This is a genomic window from Agromyces albus (assembly GCF_004134825.1).
In the GTDB taxonomy this organism is placed as follows: Bacteria; Actinomycetota; Actinomycetes; order Actinomycetales; family Microbacteriaceae; genus Agromyces; species Agromyces albus.
In genome coordinates this window covers 22,024-41,333 of the sequence record NZ_SDPN01000038.1, presented here as the reverse complement: position 1 = coordinate 41,333, position 19,310 = coordinate 22,024, and the positions used below count along the sequence as shown (strand labels likewise).

Genomic DNA, 19,310 nt, shown 5'->3' with positions numbered 1-19,310 from the left:
GGCCTCGGCGGCCGAGCGCTGGGCAGTCGGCCGATCGGGGCGCTCGTCGCGCGCAGGCGCCGGCGCGTCGACGCCGAGCACGGAGCGAGCGCGGGCGACGTGGGCCGTCTCGGCGATGACCGCGTACCGCGTGGCGAGCACTTGCATGACTGAGGTGAAATCGCGCCGCCGGCGGTTCACCGAATACGAGACGACGCCGAAGATCATGCCGAACCCGGCGCCGAGCAGCACGGCCGAGATGAGGATGCCGACGGAGGCCCCGGTCGGCGAGAAGATGAAGAGAAGCAGCCCGAGGAATGTGCCGAACCAGGCTCCCGACAGTGCGCCGGCGCCGGCTGCCCGGCCCCAGCTCATGGTGCCCGTGATGCGCTCGACGCTCGTGAGGTCGGTGCCGACGATCGCGAGCTCTTTCACCGGGAACTCCGCCTTGGCGAGGGCGTCGACCGCGGACTGGGCCTCGGCATAGGTCTCGAAGCTCGCCACCGTCTCGCCGCTCGGCAGGGTCGGGAAGGTGCGGCCCATGCGGCCGCCGAAGGGCGATTGATTGGTCACCCCGTCATTCTCCCATGCTCCCCGGTGCAGGGCTCGGAAGCAGCCCGCGGGGGCTAAGTTGGAAGCGTGAGCGCCACGAGAGTCTTCGTCGCCCGGCTCGCCGGGTGCGCCGTCTTCGACCCCGCGGGCGATCGAGTCGGCAAGGTGCGCGACGTGCTCGTCGTGTACCGCAAGAACGACCCGCCACGCGTCGTCGGCCTCATCGTCGAGATCCCCGGCAAACGCCGCGTGTTCGTCTCGATCGGCAGGGTCACCTCGATCGGCGCCGGCCAGATCATCACGACTGGCCTCATCAATCTCCGCCGCTTCGAGCAGCGCGGCGGCGAGGTGCGCGTCATCGCCGAGATGCTCGGCCGCAAGGTCGCCTTCAACGACGGCTCGGGCACGGCGACGATCGAAGACGTCGCGATCTCCGAGCACGATCCGGGCGAGTGGGAGGTCGAGCAGCTCTTCGTGCGCCGGCCCAAGGGAGCCTCGCCGTTCTCGAAGGGGCAATCGGCCTACGTCACGTGGCGCGAGGTGCGCGAGACGACCGCGAGCGGTGAGGCGCAGTCGGCCGAGCATCTCATTGCGACCTACTCCGAGCTGAAGCCGGCCGACCTCGCGAGCACCCTGCTCGACCTGCCGGCGCTGCGCCGCCAGGAAGTCGCGGAAGAGCTCTCCGACGACCGGCTCGCCTCCGTGCTCGAGGAGATGCCCGAGACCGACCAGGTGGAGATCCTCTCCCGACTCGGCGACGATCGGGCGGCCGACGTGCTCGACCACATGCAGCCCGACGACGCCGCCGACCTCATCGCGCAGCTCCCCGAAGAGCGCGGTGAACACCTACTCGAGCTCATGGAGCCCGAAGAGGCCGACGACGTGCGATTCCTCCTCTCCTACGGCGCCGACACCGCCGGCGGGCTCATGACGACCGAGCCGATCATCGTCTCGGCCGATGCCACCGTGGCCGAGGGGCTCGCCCTCATCCGCCGCCACGACCTGCCGCCCGCGCTCGGCGCGGCGGTGTGCGTGACACTGCCGCCCTACGAGCCGCCCACCGGCCGCTTCCTCGGCCTCGTGCATTTCCAGCGGATGCTGCGCTATCCCCCGCACGAGCGCCTCGGCACCCTCATCGACCAGGGCCTCGAGCCCGTCACGGCCGACACCTCCGCCGCCGAGGTCAGCCGCATCCTCGCGAGCTACGACCTCGTGTCCGTGCCGGTCGTCGACGAGAAGCACCGACTCGTCGGGGTGGTGACGATTGACGACGTGCTCGACTACCTCCTGCCAGATGACTGGCGAAGTCATCCCGAAGAGGAGGGTGTGGGCAGACGCGCTGCTGCGCGAGCCCAGCTGACGACGGGAAGCATCCCGATCCCACACGGAAGGAGGGCAGGAGATGGCACGCGTTGACGTCGAGGACCGCCGGTTCGACACCCCGAAGGGCATCCGCCGAGCGCCCTCCTTCCGCGGGTCGGGTGACAAGGACCGATTCGGGCGCTTCACCGAGTGGGTGGCCCGTGCGATGGGGACCCCGGGCTTTCTGCTCGGGTTGTCGGTGTTCGCGATCGGCTGGATGCTGTGGAACACGTTCGCACCCGAGCACTACCGCTTCGACTCCGTCGCGATCGGCTTCACGGCGCTCACCCTTGTGCTCTCGCTGCAGGCCTCCTACGCGGCGCCCCTCATCCTCCTCGCGCAGAACCGGCAGGACGACCGCGACCGCGTGCAGATCGAGCAGGACCGGCAGCGCGCCGAACGCAATCTCGCCGACACCGAGTATCTCGCTCGCGAGGTGGTCGCCCTGCGCCTCGCGGTCAAGGAGCTCGCCTCGAAGGACTTCATCCGCGGCGAGCTCCGCACGATGATCGAGGAGCTCGACCGACGCGACGACGAGGAGACGGAACATGCCGTCTCCTGAATCCGACGCGATCGAACGGGCCGTGCACGCGGCGCTCACCGGCGTCATCGACCCCGAGATCCGAAAGCCCGTCACCGAGCTCGACATGGTCGAATCCGTGACGGCGGGCGACGACGGTCGCGTGCACGTCGTGATCCGGCTCACGATCGTCGGATGCCCCGCCTCCGACCGCATCGAACGCGATGTGCGCCAGGCCGCCGAGTCCGTCGCGGGCGCCGGCATGGCCGACGTCACGCTCTCGGTGATGACGCCAGAGCAGCGCGCCGCGCTGACGGAGCGGCTCCGCGGCGGCCGCGCCGCTCGCGGCAATCCCTTCGGCCCGGGCAGCCTCACGCGCGTGATCGCGATCACGAGCGGCAAGGGCGGGGTCGGCAAGTCCACGATCACCGCGAACCTCGCGGTGGCGCTCGCGGCGCGCGGCCTCTCGGTCGGGCTCGTCGACGCCGACGTGCACGGCTTCTCGATCCCCGGCCTCCTCGGGCTCGTCGACGAGGCGGGCGTCGCCGCGCGGCCGACCCGCGTCGACGAGATGATCCTGCCGCCCGTCGCGCACGGCGTGAAGGTCATCTCGATCGGCATGTTCGTCGAACCGACGGAACCGGGCGGGCGCGCGTCATCCGTCGCCGTCGCCTGGCGCGGGCCGATGCTGCACCGAACGCTCAACCAGTTCCTCACCGACGTGTACTTCGGCGACCTCGACGTGCTCCTCGTCGACCTGCCGCCCGGCACCGGCGACGTCGCGATCTCGCTCGGCCAGTTGCTGCCGAACGCCGAGGTCGTCGTGGTGACGACCCCGCAACCGGCGGCGGCGGACGTCGCGGAGCGCTCGGGCGTGGTCGCTCGCCAGACCGGCCAGCGCCTCGTCGGCGTCGTCGAGAACATGGCCGGATTCGTGCAGCCCGGCGGCGAAGTGCTCGACCTCTTCGGCTCGGGCGGCGGCTCACTCGTCGCCGAGCGGCTCTCGGAAGGCCAGACGGCACCCGTGCCGCTCATCGCGAGCGTGCCGCTCAGCATCGCGCTGCGGCAGGGAGGAGACGCGGGCACGCCCGTCGTCATCGCCGCTCCCGACGACCCCGCGGCGCGCGCTATCGAGCACGTCGCCGCGTACCTCGCGGCGCTGCCCAGGGAGCTCGAAGGCCGCCGGCTCGACGTTTCGGTGCGGTGACCGCATGCGCCGCGCCCGCCGCCTCAGCCGGTTCGCGTTCGTTGCCGCTCTCCTGACCGTTCCCGCCCTGCTCGCGGCCTGCACCGGGGCCGCTCCCGGGCAGCCCGGCGACTCGTCGGGTTCCGGCGAGCCCAGCCGCCTCGTGGCATCGATCAAGCAGGGCCGCCTCGACATCGAGGCGCGGCGGCTCGTGGTGCGCCTCTCGAACACCGGCGACACAGCCCTCACGATCGAGGGCTTCGAGTTCGAGGCGGCCACGCTCGCTCCCGGAATGGTACGCACGAAGCCGCTCGAGCTCGCCCCGGGCGAGACGATCGACGTGCGCCTCGACCTCTCGACGAGCGTGTGCGATGTGGAGGTCGGCCCGGCGAGCGTCGTCGCCGACGTGAGCGCGGCCGACGAGGCCGACGCGGCCGACGGCGCCGGGGCCGGCACCCGGGTGACGCTCACTCCCGACGACCCGTTCGACACCCTCGCGCGGATCAATGCCGCAGAGTGCCTCGGCGGGGCCGTGGCGGAGGTCGCCACGTTCACGATGCCCGAGCACCTCACGTCGACGGGATCGGGCGCCGAGCGGCGCGCGTCCATCGACGTGCTCGTCGAGCCTGCGGCATCCGGCACCGACTCACTGCACGTCGAGCGCGTCTACGGCACGACCCTGCTGAACGCCGAGGACGGCATCGATTGGACGCTCGGCATCGACGTCGCGCCGGGCGACGCTCCGTTCACGCTCTCGCTGCCGGTGCGGCCGGCGCGCTGCGACGCGCACGCGATCGCCGACGACAAGCGGGGCACGATCCTGCCGTTCGCGATCGCTGCGGGCGAGCACAAGGGCCGGCTCGATCACCCGTCATCCGACACGCTCAAGGCCGAGCTCTACGCCTATGTCGCCGAGCGCTGCGGCCTCGAGCTGCCGGGCGGCTGAAGCCTGCCTCTTCCGCGGCGCTCGGCGCCGAGCCGTCTCAGGGCCGAGCCGTCTCGGGGCCGAGTGGGTCAACTGTCCTAGACTGTGCGCATGCGCGCCATGACGGCCTCACCCGAACTCTTCGCGAGCCTCACCGACGATGTCGTCGCCTCGGGCTCCGACACCGTCCCCGTCGCCACTCCCTCGACCGGCGAGACGCTCCACGAACTGCCGCGGTCGAGTGCCGGCGACGTGCACGACGCCGTCGCGAGGGCCAGGCTCGCCCAGCTGGCTTGGGCGCGCGCCGGCTTCGCTGAGCGCCGCAGGGTGCTGCTGCGAGCGCACGACCTCGTGCTCGAGCGTCGCGAGCTCCTGCTCGACCTCATCCAGCTCGAGAGCGGCAAGACGCGCGGGCAGGCCTTCGAGGAGGTCTTCGGGGCCGCCTCGCTCACGAGGTACAACGCCCTCGCGGCACGCAGAGTGCTTCGCGGCCGGCGGCGGCGCTCGGGCGTTCCAGTGGTGCTCACGACGAGGGTGCGGTATCGCCCGAGGGGCGTCGCCGGGGTGATCACCCCATGGAACTACGCGCTGAGCCTCGCCGCTATGGACGTCGTGCCCGCACTCGCGGCCGGGTGCGCCGTCGTGCAGAAGGCCGACGACCAGGGCGCGCTCTCGATCCTTGCCCTGCGGCGCGCGTTCATCGACGCGGGCGTGCCCGAGGCGCTGTGGGCCGTCGTCACGGGCGAGGGGTCCGAGGTGGGCGAAGCGCTCACCGACGTCGCCGACTACATCTGCTTCACGGGCTCGACCGCGACCGGCCGCAGGATCGGCGAGAAGGCCGGTCGGCGGCTCGTGGGCGCGTCCCTCGAGCTCGGCGGCAAGAATCCGCTCATCGTGCTCGACGACGTCGATCCAGAGCAGGCGGCGACGGATGCCGCGTACGCGTGCTTCGCGGCCATGGGCCAGTTGTGCGTCTCGATCGAGCGCATCTACGTGCACCGCGCCGTCGCTCGCGCATTCACGCGCGCCCTCATCGATCGGCTCGAACAGGCCAAGCTCGGGTCGTCCCTCGACTACGGGAGCGACTTCGGCTCGCTCGCGAGCGCGGCACAGCTCGCGCGCGTCGAGGCGCACCTCGGCGATGCGCTCGCACTGGGGGCGACGGTGCTCACGGGCGGGCGCCCGCGCACCGACGTGGGGCCTTGGTTCTTCCAGCCGACGGTGCTGATCGGGGTGACGCCGTCCATGCACGTCTACGCCGAGGAGACGTTCGGCGCGATCGCCTCGCTCTACATCGTCGACAGCGAGGAGGAGGCCATCCTTGCGGCCAACGCGAGCGAGTACGGGCTGAACGCCGCGGTGTTCACGGGATCGACGAGGCGCGGGCAGCGCGTCGCGAACGCGCTCGAGGCGGGCAACGTGAACATCAACGAGGGCTACCGCGGCAGCTACTCCTCCTTCGCGGCTCCCATGGGCGGCATGAAGCAATCGGGCGTCGGCCGGCGCAACGGCCCCGAGGGGCTGCTGCGATTCGTGGAGCCGGTCACGATCTCGGCGATGACCGGAGTACTGCAGCTCCCGCGCACCGGGCGCGAGTTCGGGGCGCTCGAGCAACCGCTGCTGCTGCTCGCATGGGTGCTCCGCGGCATCCGGCGCCGCTGACGCGTTCGCTCGGTGAACGCCAGCCGGCTAGTTAGGTGGCTTCGGAGTCGAACGGCGCCTGCTCGTCGGCGCCGAGGGCGTCTCGCTTGCGCTTGCGCTGCAGGTAGGCGGAGTTCTCGTTCACCGCCGCGCGAGCGACGACGGGCTTCTCGGGCTCGTCGGCGAAGGGATCGGCGTCGACGAGGGCCTCACGGATGATGCGCCGCGGATCGTATTGGCGCGGATCGAGCTTCTTCCAGTCGACGTCGTCGAAGTCGGGGCCCATCTCTTCGCGCATGCGGTCTTTCGCACCGGTCGCCATGTCGCGCAGCGACCTCACGAGGCGACCGAGCTGAGCGGCATAGTGCGGCAGCCGTTCTGGGCCGAGCAGGAAGACGGCGATCACCCCGATGATGAGGAGCTTCTCGAACGTCAGACCGAACACCACTACAGGATAGTCGGCGGCGAGGCGTGCGAACGCCAGCTCGCGACGCCTCTAGACTCGGGGGCTGAGAGATGCACCCGGGAGCCGCCACGTGTCTGATCACGACCTGAACTGGAAGTACGTCGACGAGTCGGTCGTCGAGACCGAATCGATCGTCAAGGCGCGCCAGCAGTCGCTCGAGCTCGGCATCGAGCCCGTCTCGCCGGCCATGGGCGCGCAACTGGCCGTGCTCGCCGCCGCGACCCGAGCTGAATCGATCATCGAAGTCGGCACGGGAGTCGGCGTCTCTGGGCTCTGGATGCTGCAGGCCGCCCGGCGCGCGCTGCTCACCTCGATCGACACCGAGACCGAATACCAGCAGCACGCCCGCCAGAATTTCGCCGATGCGGGCATCACGGCGGCGCGAGTGCGCCTCATCGCCGGGCGCGCGAGCGAGGTGCTGCCGCGCATGAACGAGAGCTCATACGACGTCGTCTTCATCGACGCCGACGGCCCCGCAGTGATCGAGTATGCCGAGCACGGACTACGGCTCGCGAAGCCCGGCGGCATCGTGGTCGTCGCGCGGGCGCTCTGGAGAGGCAGGGTCGCCGACCCGGTGCGACGCGATGAGGCGGCGAGTGCGTTCCGCACGCTCATCGGAGAACTTGCCGCATCCACCGCGGTTGCCACCGCGATCTCCCCGGCCGGCGACGGCCTGCTCCAGATCGTGAAGCTGGGTGCCTGAACCGCTTCGGCTCAGGCTGGGTTCACTACGCCACTGAGCACGTTGTAGAGCTCCTTGGCCTCAGCGTCGTTCACCGAGACGACGAGGCGGCCGCCTCCCTCGAGCGGAACTCGAACGATGATGAGGCGACCCTCCTTCACAGCCTCCATAGGCCCGTCTCCGGTGCGTGGCTTCATGGCCGCCATTGAGCTACCCCTTTCGTGGCTGATCTTCCCATTATCGGCTATCGCGGGTGGTGCTGGGAAATCGCGGTGAGCCTGTTGAGTGCCATGGCGGCGCAGCGGATGCCCCGTCGACGGCCGTTTCGTGCGCCGATTCCTACGCCCATCAGGGCGGCGTCCAGTCGAGGCCGTCGATGCCCCAGGCGATCAGGAGCCAGCCGATCTGCAGCAGGAGGGAAAGCGCTACCACGCTCCAGCGGTACCATCTCGCCCTCGGCAGTGCGAGCGCGCCCACGAGCGGGAACATCGGAGCGACGATGCGGAACGTGCTCGACTGCGGGAAGAAGACCGCGAGCAGGTACACCGCGTAGCTCGCGAGCCAGAGCCGCAGGTCGATGCCGAGGCGGCGCACGGCCGGCGTGAAGAGCACGAGGGCGAAGAGCACCACGACAGCGATCACGGCGATCGTGCCGAGCGGCTGCCCGACCCACCATCCGCCCGATTGGAACCACGCGGTGAACGGCACGAGCTCGTGGTAGCCGATGTACGCCGAGCGCCACGCGAGCTCGGTGTCGGTGTACCCATGGAACTCCCCGGTGGCCGCCCACACGATCGCCGGCCAGGCGAGTCCAGCCAGTCCGGTGAAGACGGCGACGGATGCCACGAGTACGCGCTCCCGCACCGGGAACGGATCCTTCCGTCGCGTGAACCATCGCCACAGCCAGTGCAGCCCGAGCGTGAGCGCGAAGGCGAGAGCCCCGGGACGCGTGAACGACCACACGACGACGACGGGCATGAGCCATCCGTACCGCCGGTCGACGAGCAGCAGCAGCGCGAGGGCGAGCAGCAGGAATCCGAGCGACTCGGCGTAACCGAACTGCATGATCGGCGACACCGGGGCGACCGCGAAGAGCACCACGGCGAAGAGCGCGCGGTCGGGTTCGAGGAAGCGGGACATCAGGCGATGCAGCACGAGCGACGCCCCGAGCCCGGCGAGGACCGCGACCACGACCGACGCCACGTTCCACGGCGCTCCCAGCCAGGTGACCGCGCCGACGAGCACGGGATAGACCGGCAGGAACGCCCAGGCGTTCTCGGCGACATGACCGGTCTCGGTGAGCGGCAGTTCGGAGGGATACCCGCCGAGCCAGATGATCTGGTACCAGCGCGCGTCCCACATGTTCGCGTACTCGAAGTAGCCCGGCTGCGCACCTGTCCACGGGTTCGATCCCTGCCGGCTTGCGAACACGAGCACGATGACCGTCGTGATCGCCCTGGCGCCGAAGTAGATGAGGGCGACCTTCGCCCACCACGGTGCGAGGCGCCATCGCACGCGAGTCGACCAGCGGTTGACGCGGAACGGATCGCGCTCCCGCTCGGCCGGCACGGACGAGGTCACGTGGCTGCTCGGCTCAGACGTCGCTCGAGAGCCACGCGCGCAGCGCCCGCTCGCACGAGAGGATCTGGTCGACGCTCACGCGTTCGTCGTCGGCGTGGGCCTTGAGCGGGTCGCCCGGGCCGTAGTTCACGGCCGGGATGCCGAGTGCGCTGAAGCGTGCGACATCCGTCCACCCGTACTTCGGCTTCGCCTCGCCGCCGACGGCACGCACGAACTGCTGGGCGAGCGGCGCGTCGAGCCCCGGCCGGGCGCCCTCGGCCTCGTCGACGACCGTGAGCTCGTACTCGGGGAACATCTCCTTGATGAGGTCGATGGCCTCGGCGACGGTGCGATTCGGCGCGAAGCGGTAGTTGACGTGCAGCATCGCCTCGTCGGGGATGACGTTGCCGGCGATGCCGCCGGTGATGCCCACGGCGTTGAGCCCCTCGCGATAGGCGAGCCCGTCGACGTCGATGGTCTCTGCTTCGTAGGCGGCGAGCCGGTCGAGCGCCGGCACGAGCTTGTGGATCGCGTTCTCGCCGACCCAGCTGCGTGCCGAGTGCGCCCGCAGGCCGTAGGCACGCAGTTCGACGCGGAGGTTGCCGTTGCATCCGCCCTCGACCTGCCCGTTTGACGGCTCTCCCAGGATGGCGAAGTCGCCCTCGAACAGGTCGGGCCGGTGCCGGGCGAGGCGGCCGAGGCCGTTGAGCTCGGCCGAGACCTCCTCGTGGTCGTACCACATCCACGTCACGTCGACGGCGGGCGCGACGAGCTCGAGCGCGAGCTTCAGCTGCACGGCGACGCCGGCCTTCATGTCGACCGTGCCACGGCCCCACAGGAAGGGCTCGCCGGCGATCGTCTCGAACCGGGTGGGCAGGTTGTCGTTGATCGGCACGGTGTCGATGTGGCCGGCGATCACGACGCGGCGTTCGCGACCGAGGTTCGTGCGCGCGACGACCGTGTCGCCGTCGCGCACGATCTCGAGGTGGGATGCCTCAGCCAGTGCGTCCACGATGAGATCGGCCAGCAGCGTCTCGTGACCCGAGACGCTCGGAATGTCGCAGATCGCCTGCGTGATCGCGACGGAGTCGGCGGTGAGGTCGAGTGCCGGCCAGGCTGCAGCGGGAGTGGACATTCCACAAGTCTAGGAGGGCCCCGATACGCTGGAGACATGCCCTCGAACGACGCCTCCCTTCCTCCTGCCCCGCGATCGGCATGGGGCCATGGTCTCGCGACGATCGCCGCCGACGGCACCGTGCTCGACACATGGTTCCCTGCACCTGCGCTCGGCGCGCCCGACGCCTCGGCGACGCCCGTCGAGCTCGAGGCCCTCGCCGGGGGCGACGAGCGCCGAGCCGTCACCGTCGAGGTCGTGGTGGTCTCGATCGACCTCGACGAGGCGCCCACGAGCACCTCAGACGCCTACCTCCGCCTGCACGTGCTCTCACATCTCCTCGTCCGCCCCAACGAGGTGAATCTCGACGACGTCTTCGCCCACCTGCCCGCCGTCGTCTGGACCAACGCCGGCCCGGTGCATCCGGCAGACTTCGACCGTCTTCGACCGACGCTGCAGCGCGCGGGCATCCACGCGACCGGGCTCGACAAGTTCCCGCGCCTGCTCGACTACGTGACGCCCGAACGGGTGCGCATCGCCGATGCCTCGCGCGTTCGCCTCGGCGCCCACCTCGCGCCGGGCACCACCGTCATGCACGAGGGCTTCGTCAACTTCAACGCGGGCACGCTCGGCACCTCCATGATCGAGGGCCGCGTCTCACAGGGCGTCGTCGTGGGCGACGGCTCCGACATCGGCGGCGGGGCGTCGATCATGGGCACCCTCTCGGGCGGCGGCACGCAACGCGTCGCGATCGGCGAGCGCGCCCTCCTCGGCGCCAATTCCGGCATCGGCATCTCCATCGGCGACGATTCGGTCGTCGAGGCCGGCCTCTACGTCACGGCGGGCACGAAGGTCATCGTGCTCGGCGCGGCCGGTGAGCGCCCCCGCACCGTGAAGGCGGTCGAGCTCTCCGGCGTTCCGAACGTGCTGTTCCGCCGCAATTCGCTGAACGGCCAGGTCGAGGTGCTCTCTCGAACGGGCGCGGGAGTGGCCCTCAACACCGCGCTGCACGCCTGACGTTCGGCGCCGGGCTTCTCGGATACAGTGGGGTCCGCGGGCCGCCGGCGGGCGGCCGTCGCCATGCGCATCACGAGGGAGTGACGTGGGTACGGATGCACCGAGAACGCGCCGGCACGGGGGGCTCACGTTCCTCATCGGACTGCTCGTCACCGTGCTCGTGCTCGGCGTCGCGGGCGCCGGCCTCGGCTGGTGGACCGTGCAGCGCTCGTTCCCGACGACGAGCGGGCGCGTCGAGGCCCCGGGCCTCACGGCGGCCGTGACCGTGTACCGCGACGACGCCGGCATCCCGCAGCTCGTCGCCGAGACCGACCACGATCTCTTCTTGGCCCAGGGGTATGTGCACGCGCAAGACCGGTTCTGGGAGATGGACTTCCGCCGTCACGTCACCTCCGGCCGGCTCGCCGAGCTCTTCGGCCAGTCGCAGGTCGGCACCGACGCCTTCATCCGCACGCTCGACTGGCGCGGCGTGGCCGAGCAGGAGTACGAGATGCTCGACGAGCCGTCGCGTGCCCTCTACGACGCCTACGCCGAGGGGGTGAACGCCTACCTCGCCGAGCGCGACGGGGCTGGCCTCTCGCTCGAGTACGCGGTGCTCGGCCTGCAGAATCCCGGCTACTCCCCCGAGCCCTGGTCCCCCGCCGACTCGATCGCGTGGCTCAAGGCGATGGCCTGGGATCTCCGCTCCAACCTCGCCGACGAGATCGACCGGGCCCTGCTCGCCTCGGTGCTGCCGCCGGAGGAGGTCGCCCGGCTGCACCCCGACTACGCATGGAACGCGCAGCCGACGATCCTCGACGGGCCGGTGGCCGCGCCGGCTGGAGCCGACATGCGGCCGCTCGAGGTGCAGCCGCCCGACGCGAGCGCGTCCGCCGACGCCGAAGCCGATGCAGACGCCGACGGATACGCCGACGCGCTCTCCTCACTCAGTGCGATGCTCGACGAGGTGCCGTCGCTCCTCGGCCCTGAGGGCTCCGACATCGGCTCCAACTCGTGGGTGATCTCGGGCGTGCTCACGGAGTCGGGCATGCCGCTGCTCGCCAACGACACGCACCTCGGACCGGCGATGCCGTCGATCTGGGCGCAGATGGGGCTGCACTGCCGCGAGGTCAACGCCGAGTGCGCGTATGACGTCTCGGGATTCACGTTCGCGGGGCTGCCCGGCGTGATCATCGGGCACAACGATCGCATCGCATGGGGCCTCTCGAATCTCGGGCCCGACGTCGCCGACCTCTACCTCGAACGCGTCGACGGCGACGCCTACGAGCTCGACGGCGCCATGGTGCCGCTCACCCTGCGGGAGGAGACCATCGAGGTCGCGGGCGGCGAGCCCGTCGAGATCACCGTCCGCTCCACGGCACGCGGGCCGATCGTCACCGACATCGATGCGGACTTCGAGCGCCTTGCGACCGACTACCCCGCGGCATCCGGCCAATCCGAGGGCGAATACGAGGTGTCGCTGCAGTGGACGGCACTCTCCCCGGGCAACACTCCACAGGCGATTCTCGCACTCGATCGTGCTCGCGACTGGGACGGCTTCCGGGCCGCGGCCGCGCTCTTCGACGTGCCCGCCCAGAACCTCATCTACGCCGATGTCGAAGGCAACATCGGCTACCAGGCCCCTGGCCGCATCCCGGTGCGCACGTCGGGCGACGGCACGGTGCCCCTCCCCGGTTGGACGAGCGAGAACCGCTGGGCGGGAACGATCCCGTTCGACGAACTCCCGAGCGCGCTGAATCCGCCCAGCGGATACCTCGTCACCGCCAACAACCCCATCGTCTCGTCCGGCGAAGCCCTGCTCACCAAGGATTGGGACATGGGCTACCGCGCCGAGGCGATCGACCGGCTCCTCGGCGAACGCATCGCGGCCGGAGAGAAGCTGACCGCCGACTCGCTCGCCGAGATCCAGCTCGACACGAGCGACCCGAACGCCGCGGCGTTCCTGCCCGTGATCGCCTCACTCGAACTCAGTGGCGACGCGGCGCGTGGCGCCGACCTCCTCGACGGCTGGGATGCCACGGCTGACGTCGACAGCGCCGAGGCGGCGTATTTCAGCGTCTTCTGGAGGACACTGCTCGACGAGATGTTCGGCGAACTGCCCGAGGGCACACGACCAAAGGGCGGCGACCGGTGGTTCGCGGTCGTCGGCACACTGCTCGCGGAGCCCGACGCCCGGTGGTGGTCGAACGCCGAAGCGGGAGTCGCCGGTCGCGACGCGATGATCGCGCGAGCGCTCGAGCTCGCGTGGAGCGAGGCGGAGGCCCGCATGGGCGGCGACACCGACTCGTGGCGCTGGGGCCGCCTGCACACGCTCACCCTCACGAACGCGAGCTTCGGCGAGTCGGGCATCGCGCCCATCGAGTGGCTCTTCAACCGCGGGCCGTACGAGCTCGGCGGGGGCTCGTCGATCGTCAACGCGATCGGCTGGGACGCGAGCGTCGGCTACGGCGTGCACTGGGTGCCCTCGATGCGCATGATCGTCGACCTCGGCGACCCGGATGCCTCACGCTGGGTGAACCTCACCGGGGCATCCGGCCACGCCTTCCATGCGAACTACGCCGACCAGACGCCGCTCTGGCAGAGCGGTGAGACGCGGCCGTGGCCGTCGACGCTGGAGGCGATTCACGACGCCGCGCGCGACACCCTGCAGCTTCGGCCGCCTCAGCGTGCCGAAGGGTAGTGCCGCTCGGGCTCGCCGACGTAGAGCTGCTGCGGGCGCCCGATCTTCGACTGCGGGTCGAGGTTCATCTCGCGCCAGTGCGCCATCCAGCCGGGCAGGCGCCCGATCGCGAACAGCACCGTGAACATGCGCGTCGGGAAGCCCATGGCCTTGTAGATGACGCCCGTGTAGAAGTCGACGTTCGGGTAGAGGCGACGCTCCTTGAAGTAGTCGTCTTCGAGGGCGAGCTGCTCGAGCTCTTTCGCGAGGTCGAGCAGCGGGTCGTTCACGCCGAGCCCGGCGAGCACCTGGTCGGCCGACTCCTTGACGAGCTTCGCACGCGGGTCGTAGTTCTTGTAGACGCGGTGCCCGAAGCCCATGAGCTTCACGCCGTCTTCCTTGTTCTTCACTCGCTCGACGAACTTCTGCACGCCCTCACCCGAGTCGCGGATGCGGGCGAGCATCTGCAGCACGGCCTCGTTCGCGCCGCCGTGCAGCGGGCCCGAGAGCGCCTGGATGCCGGCGGAGATCGACGCGTAGAGGTTGGCCCCGGTCGATCCGACGAGGCGAACGGTGGAGGTCGACGCGTTCTGCTCGTGGTCTTCATGGAGGATGAGCAGGCGATCGAGTGCCTTCGAGAGCACCGGGTCGATCTCGTAGCGCTCGGCCATGTTGCCGAAGTTCAGCTTCAGGAAGTTGTCGACGAAGTTCAGCGAGTTGTCAGGGTAGAGGAAGGCCTGCCCGATGCTCTTCTTGTGCGCGTACGCCGCGATGACGGGCAGCTTCGCGAGCAGCCGCACGGTCGTGAGCTCGACGTGGTCGGGGTCGTGCGGGTCGGACGTGTCCTCGTAGTACGTCGACAGCGCAGAGACGGCACTCGAGAGGGTCGACATGGGGTGCGCGGTGTGCGGCAGCGACGAGAAGAACCGCTTGAGGTCTTCGTGCAGCAGCGTGTGGTGCCGGATCTTCTCGTCGAACTCGCCGAGCTGGTCGGCGGTCGGCAGCTCGCCGTAGATGAGGAGCCACGCCACCTCGAGGAACGTCGAGTTCGCCGCGAGCTCCTCGATCGGATACCCGCGGTAGCGCAGGATCCCCTGCTCGCCGTCGATGTAGGTGATCGACGACCGCGTCGACGCGGTGTTCACGAAGCCGTAGTCGAGAGCCGTGAGGCCGGTCTGGCGCGTGAAGGTCGAGAGGTCGAGGCTCGAATTGCCGTCGACGGCCGGGGTGATCGGGAACTCGGCCGTGCCGCCCGGGAAGGTGAGGGTGGCGGTTCCGGGGGTCTGCCCGGCCGCCTTGTTCACGACGTCGCTCACGGCGCCTCCTGTGATCGTCACTTGTCGGTCACCTGCTTTCCGGCCCGTCGCCGGTCGGCGACCGCGGCCCGGACTACAGCCTAGACGGGCTCGAGGCACACTGTGGCATCCGCCAAAGCATCAGTGCTTCCATTGGCGGTGATCACAGCGAGGGCCGGATGTCACGTCGCGGGCGCACTGCGCAAACGCCCTGCCGCGACCTCCACGCGTTCATCGCTCGCCGTGAGCGACAGTCGCACGTGCTCGGGAAAGTGCACGGCGTAGAAGTAGCCGGGGCCGGCCACGATGCCGAGATCCGCGAGCCGGGCGATCGAATCCCAGCCGTCGCGGCCCTCGGTGGCCCACAGGTAGAGGCCGCCTTCGCTGTGGTCGATGCGGAATCCGGCCGATTCGAGCGCCGGCCTCAGAAGATCGCGACGCACACGATAGCGCTCCTTCTGCGCCGCGACGTGCTCGTCGTCGCCGAGGGCGGCGACCATGGCCGCCTGCAACGGTGCCGGCAGCATCAGGCCGGCATGCTTGCGCACGTTCGTGAGCCTGGCGATCGTGTCGCGGCATCCGGCGACGAACGCGCCACGGTAGCCGGCCATGTTCGATTGCTTCGAGAGCGAGTAGATCGCGAGGGTGTGCACGTCGTCGCCGTCGGTCACACGGGGGTCGAGGAGGCTCGGCACGGGTTCGGTCGCCCAGCGGCCGTCCCAGCCGAGTTCGGCGTAGCACTCGTCGCTCACGATCACGGCGCCGAGCTCGCGGGCGCGCGCCCTGGCCGCCCGGAGCTCGTCGACGTCGAGCACGCGGCCGTCGGGGTTGGCCGGGCTGTTCAGCCAGACGAGCCGAGTCGCAGTGGGCCAATCGGCCGGGTCGTCGGAGGCCATCGCCGTGGCGCCGGCGAGCACCGCCCCCATCTCATAGGTGGGGTATGCGGCTCGAGGGTGCACGACGACATCGCCCTCGCCGAGGCCCAGCATGAACGGCAGCATCGCGACGAGCTCTTTCGAGCCGATGGTGGGGAGCACGGATGCCTCGTCGAGGCCGGTGACCCCGCGGCGCCGCGCGAACCACTCGACGATGGCCCGGCGGAGCGCCGGGGTGCCGACGGTCTGCGGATAGGCGTGCGCATCGGTCGCGGCCGCGAGCGCCTCGCGCACGACGTCGGGCGTGGGATCGACGGGCGAGCCGATCGAGAGGTCGACGACGCCGCCGGGGTGCGCCGCCGCGCGCTCGCGGTACGGCGCCATGAGGTCCCACGGGTAGTCGGGCAGCGCTCCGAGCGCCATGCTCAGTGGACCTGTGGCGGGAGGACGGCGATGACCGGGTGGTCCTTCGCGATCACGCCGACCTTCGCGGCGCCGCCGGGCGAACCGATGTCGTCGAAGAACTCGACGTTCGCCTTGTAGTAGTCGGCCCACATGTCGGGCAGGTCGTCTTCGTAGTAGATCGCCTCGACGGGGCACACGGGCTCGCAGGCGCCGCAGTCGACGCACTCGTCGGGATGGATGTAGAGCGAGCGCTCACCTTCGTAGATGCAGTCGACGGGGCATTCGTCGATGCATGCGCGGTCTTTCACGTCGACACACGGGAGGGCGATGACATAGGTCACGGTGGGTTCGCTGTCCCTTCGAAGGCTGGACCTCCAGTCTATGCGCCGGTGCGCCCGGTCGTCGGCAGCTTGGGCCACGCGACCACCAGTACCGCGATGAACGCGGGCGCGATCGACCACACCGTGCCGACGAGATCACCCGCCACGAGCACCGAGGCGCCAGACCCGGCATACGTGAGCAGCGCCGTGACGCCGATGACCCCTGCGGCGGCCGCGGCGGCCGCCCCACGGCCACCCGCGACCAGGCGGATGCCGAGGAGGAGCCCGGTGACGCCCGCGAGCGCCGCGACGAGACCCCACGGGATCGCGAGGTCGCCGAGGCGCCAGTCGTTGCGGTGGCCGACGGTCGTGACGGCGCCGTAGACCGCGCCGATGACGAATGCGACGACGGCGGCGGTCACGCGGCCCTGCGCGGTCGTCGGGACATGCGCCTCGGACACTGTCGTCACGGCTTCGCGGTGACCGTGTACGAGACGGTCTCGCCCTCGCCGGCGACGAACACGAGGTACTCCGCGTTCGAGTAGACGACGGCGCCGGTGCCCCCAGCCGAGACGGACGTGTCTTCGGAGAAGCCGGCCGCCTGCAGTTCGGACACGGCCTCGGCCACCGGATCGGCCGTGGTCGACGTGATCACGACGACCCAGCCCTCGGCTCCTCCGGCGCCCGCCGCGACCGTGATGTCGCCATCGATGATCGGGACGCTCGTCGGGAAGTCGGCCGGCAGCTCGCCGAGGCTCACATCGCCGCCGGTGGCGCCCTCGATCGCCTCTTCGACACCGCGGTTCACGAGATCGCCGGGGTTCGGGAAGCACGCGCTGAAGAGCGAGGCCGTGATGCCGGCGATGGCCACGGCGATGGCGGCGCGGCTCACGGTGTGCGATGTCGACATGGGGGCTCCTCGAGGTGGCGTGCTGTGACGGGGCCCGGGCGCTGCGGCATCCGTGTCTCCCCTCGGATTCTAGCGCCGCACCTCGGTGCGAGCCATGGCGTAGCGTGGACCCGGAGACGGCGGGCTGGCGCTCGGGGAGGAGTCGATTCGATGGCTGACGCGACGCAGGCGGTGCCCGAACGCGGCGATGCCGCCGAGGTGCGGCTCGAACGAGACGGCCACCTCGCGGTCGTGACGATCGATCGGCCGAAGGCGCTGAACGCCCTCTCGGCGTCGGTGCTCACGGCACTCGGCGAGACGTTCGACGCTCTCGCTGCCGAAGGTCCTGCCGTGCGCGGCGTCATCCTCACCGGCGCCGGCGGGCGGGCCTTCGTGGCGGGCGCCGACATCGTGGCCCTGTCCGAGCTCACGCCCGAGCAGGGCGCCGAACTCGGCCGGCTCGGGCACCGTGTCGCCGCCACGATCGAGTCGCTCGCGGCTCCCGTCATCGCGTGCGTCGACGGCTTCGCCCTCGGCGGCGGACTCGAACTCGCGCTCGCCTGCGACCTCATCTACGCGACGGATGCCTCGAGCTTCGGCCAGCCCGAGGTCAAGCTCGGTCTCGTGCCGGGCTTCGGCGGCACCGTGCGGCTCCCCCGCGCCGTCGGCCTCGCTCGCGCGAAGGAGCTCATCTACACCGGTCGCCGCATCGATGCGGCCGAGGCGGTCGCCGCCGGGCTCGTGACCCGGAGCTTCCCTGACCGCGAATCCCTGCTGGCCGGGGCGCGCACGACGCTCGAGCAGGTCGCCGAGAACTCCGCGTCCGCCGTGGCGATCGCCAAGCGGGTGCTCGTCGCGGCATCCGGCACGCCGACCGAGACGGCGACGCAGCTCGAGGTTCGCGGATTCGAAGACGCGTTCCGCACGGACGACATGCGCGAAGGCGTCGCGGCGTTCATCGAGAAGCGAGAGCCGCGCTTCACCGGATCGTGATCGGCAGCCGATCGTGATCGGCACCCGATCGTGATCGGCGATCAGCCGATGTGAGCCTCGAGCCAGGCGAAGCCGTCGAACCGCACGCCGTCGGCGCCGAACATCTCGAGGTGCAGGTGCGGACCAGTCGACTGGCCCGTCGACCCGACGAGGCCGACGGTCTGGCCGGCCGTGACCTGCTGACCGACGGCGACTGCGAGCGAGCCGTACTGCATGTGCGCGTAGGAGCTCGTGACGAGCTCGCCGTCGATGTTGTGCTGCACCTCGACGTTCACGCCGAGCCCGCCGCCGTTCTCGGTCGCGAGCACGACGACACCGTCGGCGATGGACATCACGGGAGTGCCGTTGCCGGGGTTGAAGTCGACCCCGTCGTGCATCGTCGAGCAACCGGCACAGGGCGCGTCGCGCGGACCGAAGCCCGAACTGCGGTTCTCGGGCGAGAGCACCGGCCACACGACGAGGTCGGATTGGACGATCGAGACGCTGCCGACGTTCGCGACCTCGGAGAAGATGGGCGGCGGCGCTGCCTCGACGGCGTAGCCCTCAGCCGCGAGCAGCGGGGTCTCGGCCTCACTGGCGACCTCGACGGTCTGCGGCGTGAGCGAGATGGTGTCATCGATCGGGGCGTAGACGGAGGCGCGGGGCTCGGACTCGGTCGCGGTGATCGCGAGCGCGGGAAGGCTCGTGGCGATCATCATGCCGCCGACGAAGGTCATCGCGATGACGGACATGCCGGGGCGCACAGTGCGGGTGGTTCGAGCGGTGCGGGGGGTGCGGGAGCGGGTAGGGGGCGCATCGGCCGCGCGGCGGCCACGTGTGGGGGAAGGAGTCATCAGTTGGGTTACGTATCAGGTTTCGGGTTTGAGATCG

General features: G+C 70.3%; 20 protein-coding genes. 9 read left to right on the top strand and 11 right to left on the bottom strand.

Annotated elements, in window-relative coordinates; genetic code table 11:
* On the bottom strand, positions 1-552 hold a 552-nt coding region (locus tag ESP51_RS16170), incomplete at its 3' end, for a YflT domain-containing protein (RefSeq protein WP_206737329.1).
* A 66-nt stretch (positions 553-618) separates the two neighbouring features.
* Here ESP51_RS16170 and ESP51_RS16165 point away from each other — a divergent pair.
* The 5 genes from ESP51_RS16165 (at position 619) to ESP51_RS16145 (ending at position 6,186) form a co-directional block, all read left to right on the top strand.
* The gene (locus ESP51_RS16165; RefSeq protein ID WP_129521929.1) at positions 619-1,947 is read left to right on the top strand and encodes a magnesium transporter MgtE N-terminal domain-containing protein; all 1,329 of its coding nucleotides are present in this window, start codon (positions 619-621) and stop codon (positions 1,945-1,947) included.
* A complete protein-coding gene (locus ESP51_RS16160; RefSeq protein ID WP_129521928.1) occupies positions 1,934-2,455 on the top strand; it encodes a DUF1003 domain-containing protein in 522 nt (173 codons plus the stop codon). The genes ESP51_RS16165 and ESP51_RS16160 overlap by 14 nt, the downstream gene beginning before the upstream one ends.
* Positions 2,442-3,620 (top strand): Mrp/NBP35 family ATP-binding protein, encoded by a 1,179-nt coding sequence (locus tag ESP51_RS16155; RefSeq protein ID WP_129521927.1) that lies wholly within the window; start codon positions 2,442-2,444, stop codon positions 3,618-3,620. Before ESP51_RS16160 ends, ESP51_RS16155 begins: the two co-directional genes overlap by 14 nt.
* Positions 3,621-3,624: 4 nt before the next feature.
* The gene (locus ESP51_RS16150) at positions 3,625-4,545 is read left to right on the top strand and encodes a hypothetical protein (RefSeq protein ID WP_129521926.1); all 921 of its coding nucleotides are present in this window, start codon (positions 3,625-3,627) and stop codon (positions 4,543-4,545) included.
* Positions 4,546-4,635: 90 nt separating this feature from the next.
* Complete coding sequence (locus ESP51_RS16145; protein ID WP_129521925.1) at positions 4,636-6,186, top strand: succinic semialdehyde dehydrogenase; 1,551 nt, start codon at positions 4,636-4,638, stop codon at positions 6,184-6,186.
* A 31-nt stretch (positions 6,187-6,217) separates the two neighbouring features.
* Here the strand turns inward: ESP51_RS16145 and ESP51_RS16140 are convergent, their stop codons facing one another.
* A complete protein-coding gene (locus ESP51_RS16140) occupies positions 6,218-6,610 on the bottom strand; it encodes a sec-independent translocase (RefSeq protein ID WP_129521924.1) in 393 nt (130 codons plus the stop codon).
* A 91-nt stretch (positions 6,611-6,701) separates the two neighbouring features.
* On the opposite strand from ESP51_RS16140, the gene ESP51_RS16135 reads away from it, so the two are divergent.
* Complete coding sequence (locus tag ESP51_RS16135) at positions 6,702-7,334, top strand: O-methyltransferase (RefSeq protein ID WP_129521923.1); 633 nt, start codon at positions 6,702-6,704, stop codon at positions 7,332-7,334.
* An 11-nt stretch (positions 7,335-7,345) separates the two neighbouring features.
* Here the strand turns inward: ESP51_RS16135 and ESP51_RS16130 are convergent, their stop codons facing one another.
* The 3 genes from ESP51_RS16130 to dapE all read right to left on the bottom strand — a co-directional run bounded on the left by ESP51_RS16130 (position 7,346) and on the right by dapE (position 10,008).
* Positions 7,346-7,519 (bottom strand): DUF3117 domain-containing protein, encoded by a 174-nt coding sequence (locus tag ESP51_RS16130; protein WP_129521922.1) that lies wholly within the window; start codon positions 7,517-7,519, stop codon positions 7,346-7,348.
* 142 nt (positions 7,520-7,661) lie between these two features.
* Entirely contained in the window at positions 7,662-8,894 is a 1,233-nt protein-coding gene (locus tag ESP51_RS16125) for a hypothetical protein (RefSeq protein ID WP_241843213.1), read from the bottom strand.
* 13 nt (positions 8,895-8,907) lie between these two features.
* Positions 8,908-10,008, bottom strand: a complete 1,101-nt coding sequence (dapE, locus tag ESP51_RS16120) for a succinyl-diaminopimelate desuccinylase (protein WP_129521921.1) — start codon at positions 10,006-10,008, stop codon at positions 8,908-8,910.
* 36 nt (positions 10,009-10,044) lie between these two features.
* Here dapE and dapD point away from each other — a divergent pair, with 36 nt between their 5' ends.
* Positions 10,045-11,004: a 2,3,4,5-tetrahydropyridine-2,6-dicarboxylate N-succinyltransferase gene (dapD, locus tag ESP51_RS16115; protein WP_129521920.1), complete on the top strand. Its 960-nt coding sequence runs from the start codon at positions 10,045-10,047 to the stop codon at positions 11,002-11,004.
* An 85-nt stretch (positions 11,005-11,089) separates the two neighbouring features.
* Entirely contained in the window at positions 11,090-13,684 is a 2,595-nt protein-coding gene (locus ESP51_RS16110) for a penicillin acylase family protein (protein WP_129521919.1), read from the top strand.
* On the opposite strand, the gene ESP51_RS16105 is transcribed toward ESP51_RS16110, so the two are convergent.
* The 5 genes from ESP51_RS16105 to ESP51_RS16085 form a co-directional block, all read right to left on the bottom strand.
* Complete coding sequence (locus ESP51_RS16105; RefSeq protein WP_241843212.1) at positions 13,666-14,979, bottom strand: citrate synthase; 1,314 nt, start codon at positions 14,977-14,979, stop codon at positions 13,666-13,668. The two genes, ESP51_RS16110 and ESP51_RS16105, sit on opposite strands and share 19 nt — an antisense overlap.
* 161 nt (positions 14,980-15,140) lie before the next feature.
* On the bottom strand, positions 15,141-16,256 hold the full coding sequence (dapC, locus tag ESP51_RS16100; RefSeq protein ID WP_129521918.1) for a succinyldiaminopimelate transaminase: 1,116 nt from the start codon (positions 16,254-16,256) through the stop codon (positions 15,141-15,143).
* 2 nt (positions 16,257-16,258) lie between these two features.
* Positions 16,259-16,579, bottom strand: a complete 321-nt coding sequence (fdxA, locus tag ESP51_RS16095; protein ID WP_129521917.1) for a ferredoxin — start codon at positions 16,577-16,579, stop codon at positions 16,259-16,261.
* Between the two features lie 38 nt (positions 16,580-16,617).
* Positions 16,618-17,028: a hypothetical protein gene (locus ESP51_RS16090; protein ID WP_129521916.1), complete on the bottom strand. Its 411-nt coding sequence runs from the start codon at positions 17,026-17,028 to the stop codon at positions 16,618-16,620.
* Positions 17,025-17,468 (bottom strand): hypothetical protein, encoded by a 444-nt coding sequence (locus ESP51_RS16085; RefSeq protein ID WP_129521915.1) that lies wholly within the window; start codon positions 17,466-17,468, stop codon positions 17,025-17,027. Before ESP51_RS16085 ends, ESP51_RS16090 begins: the two co-directional genes overlap by 4 nt.
* A 150-nt stretch (positions 17,469-17,618) precedes the next feature.
* Between ESP51_RS16085 and ESP51_RS16080 the strand changes: the two genes are divergently transcribed.
* Positions 17,619-18,440 (top strand): enoyl-CoA hydratase/isomerase family protein, encoded by an 822-nt coding sequence (locus ESP51_RS16080; RefSeq protein ID WP_129521914.1) that lies wholly within the window; start codon positions 17,619-17,621, stop codon positions 18,438-18,440.
* Positions 18,441-18,481: 41 nt separating this feature from the next.
* Here ESP51_RS16080 and ESP51_RS16075 read toward each other — a convergent pair whose 3' ends face one another.
* Positions 18,482-19,171: a M23 family metallopeptidase gene (locus ESP51_RS16075; RefSeq protein WP_129521913.1), complete on the bottom strand. Its 690-nt coding sequence runs from the start codon at positions 19,169-19,171 to the stop codon at positions 18,482-18,484.
* Between the last annotated feature and the right edge of the window lie 139 nt (positions 19,172-19,310).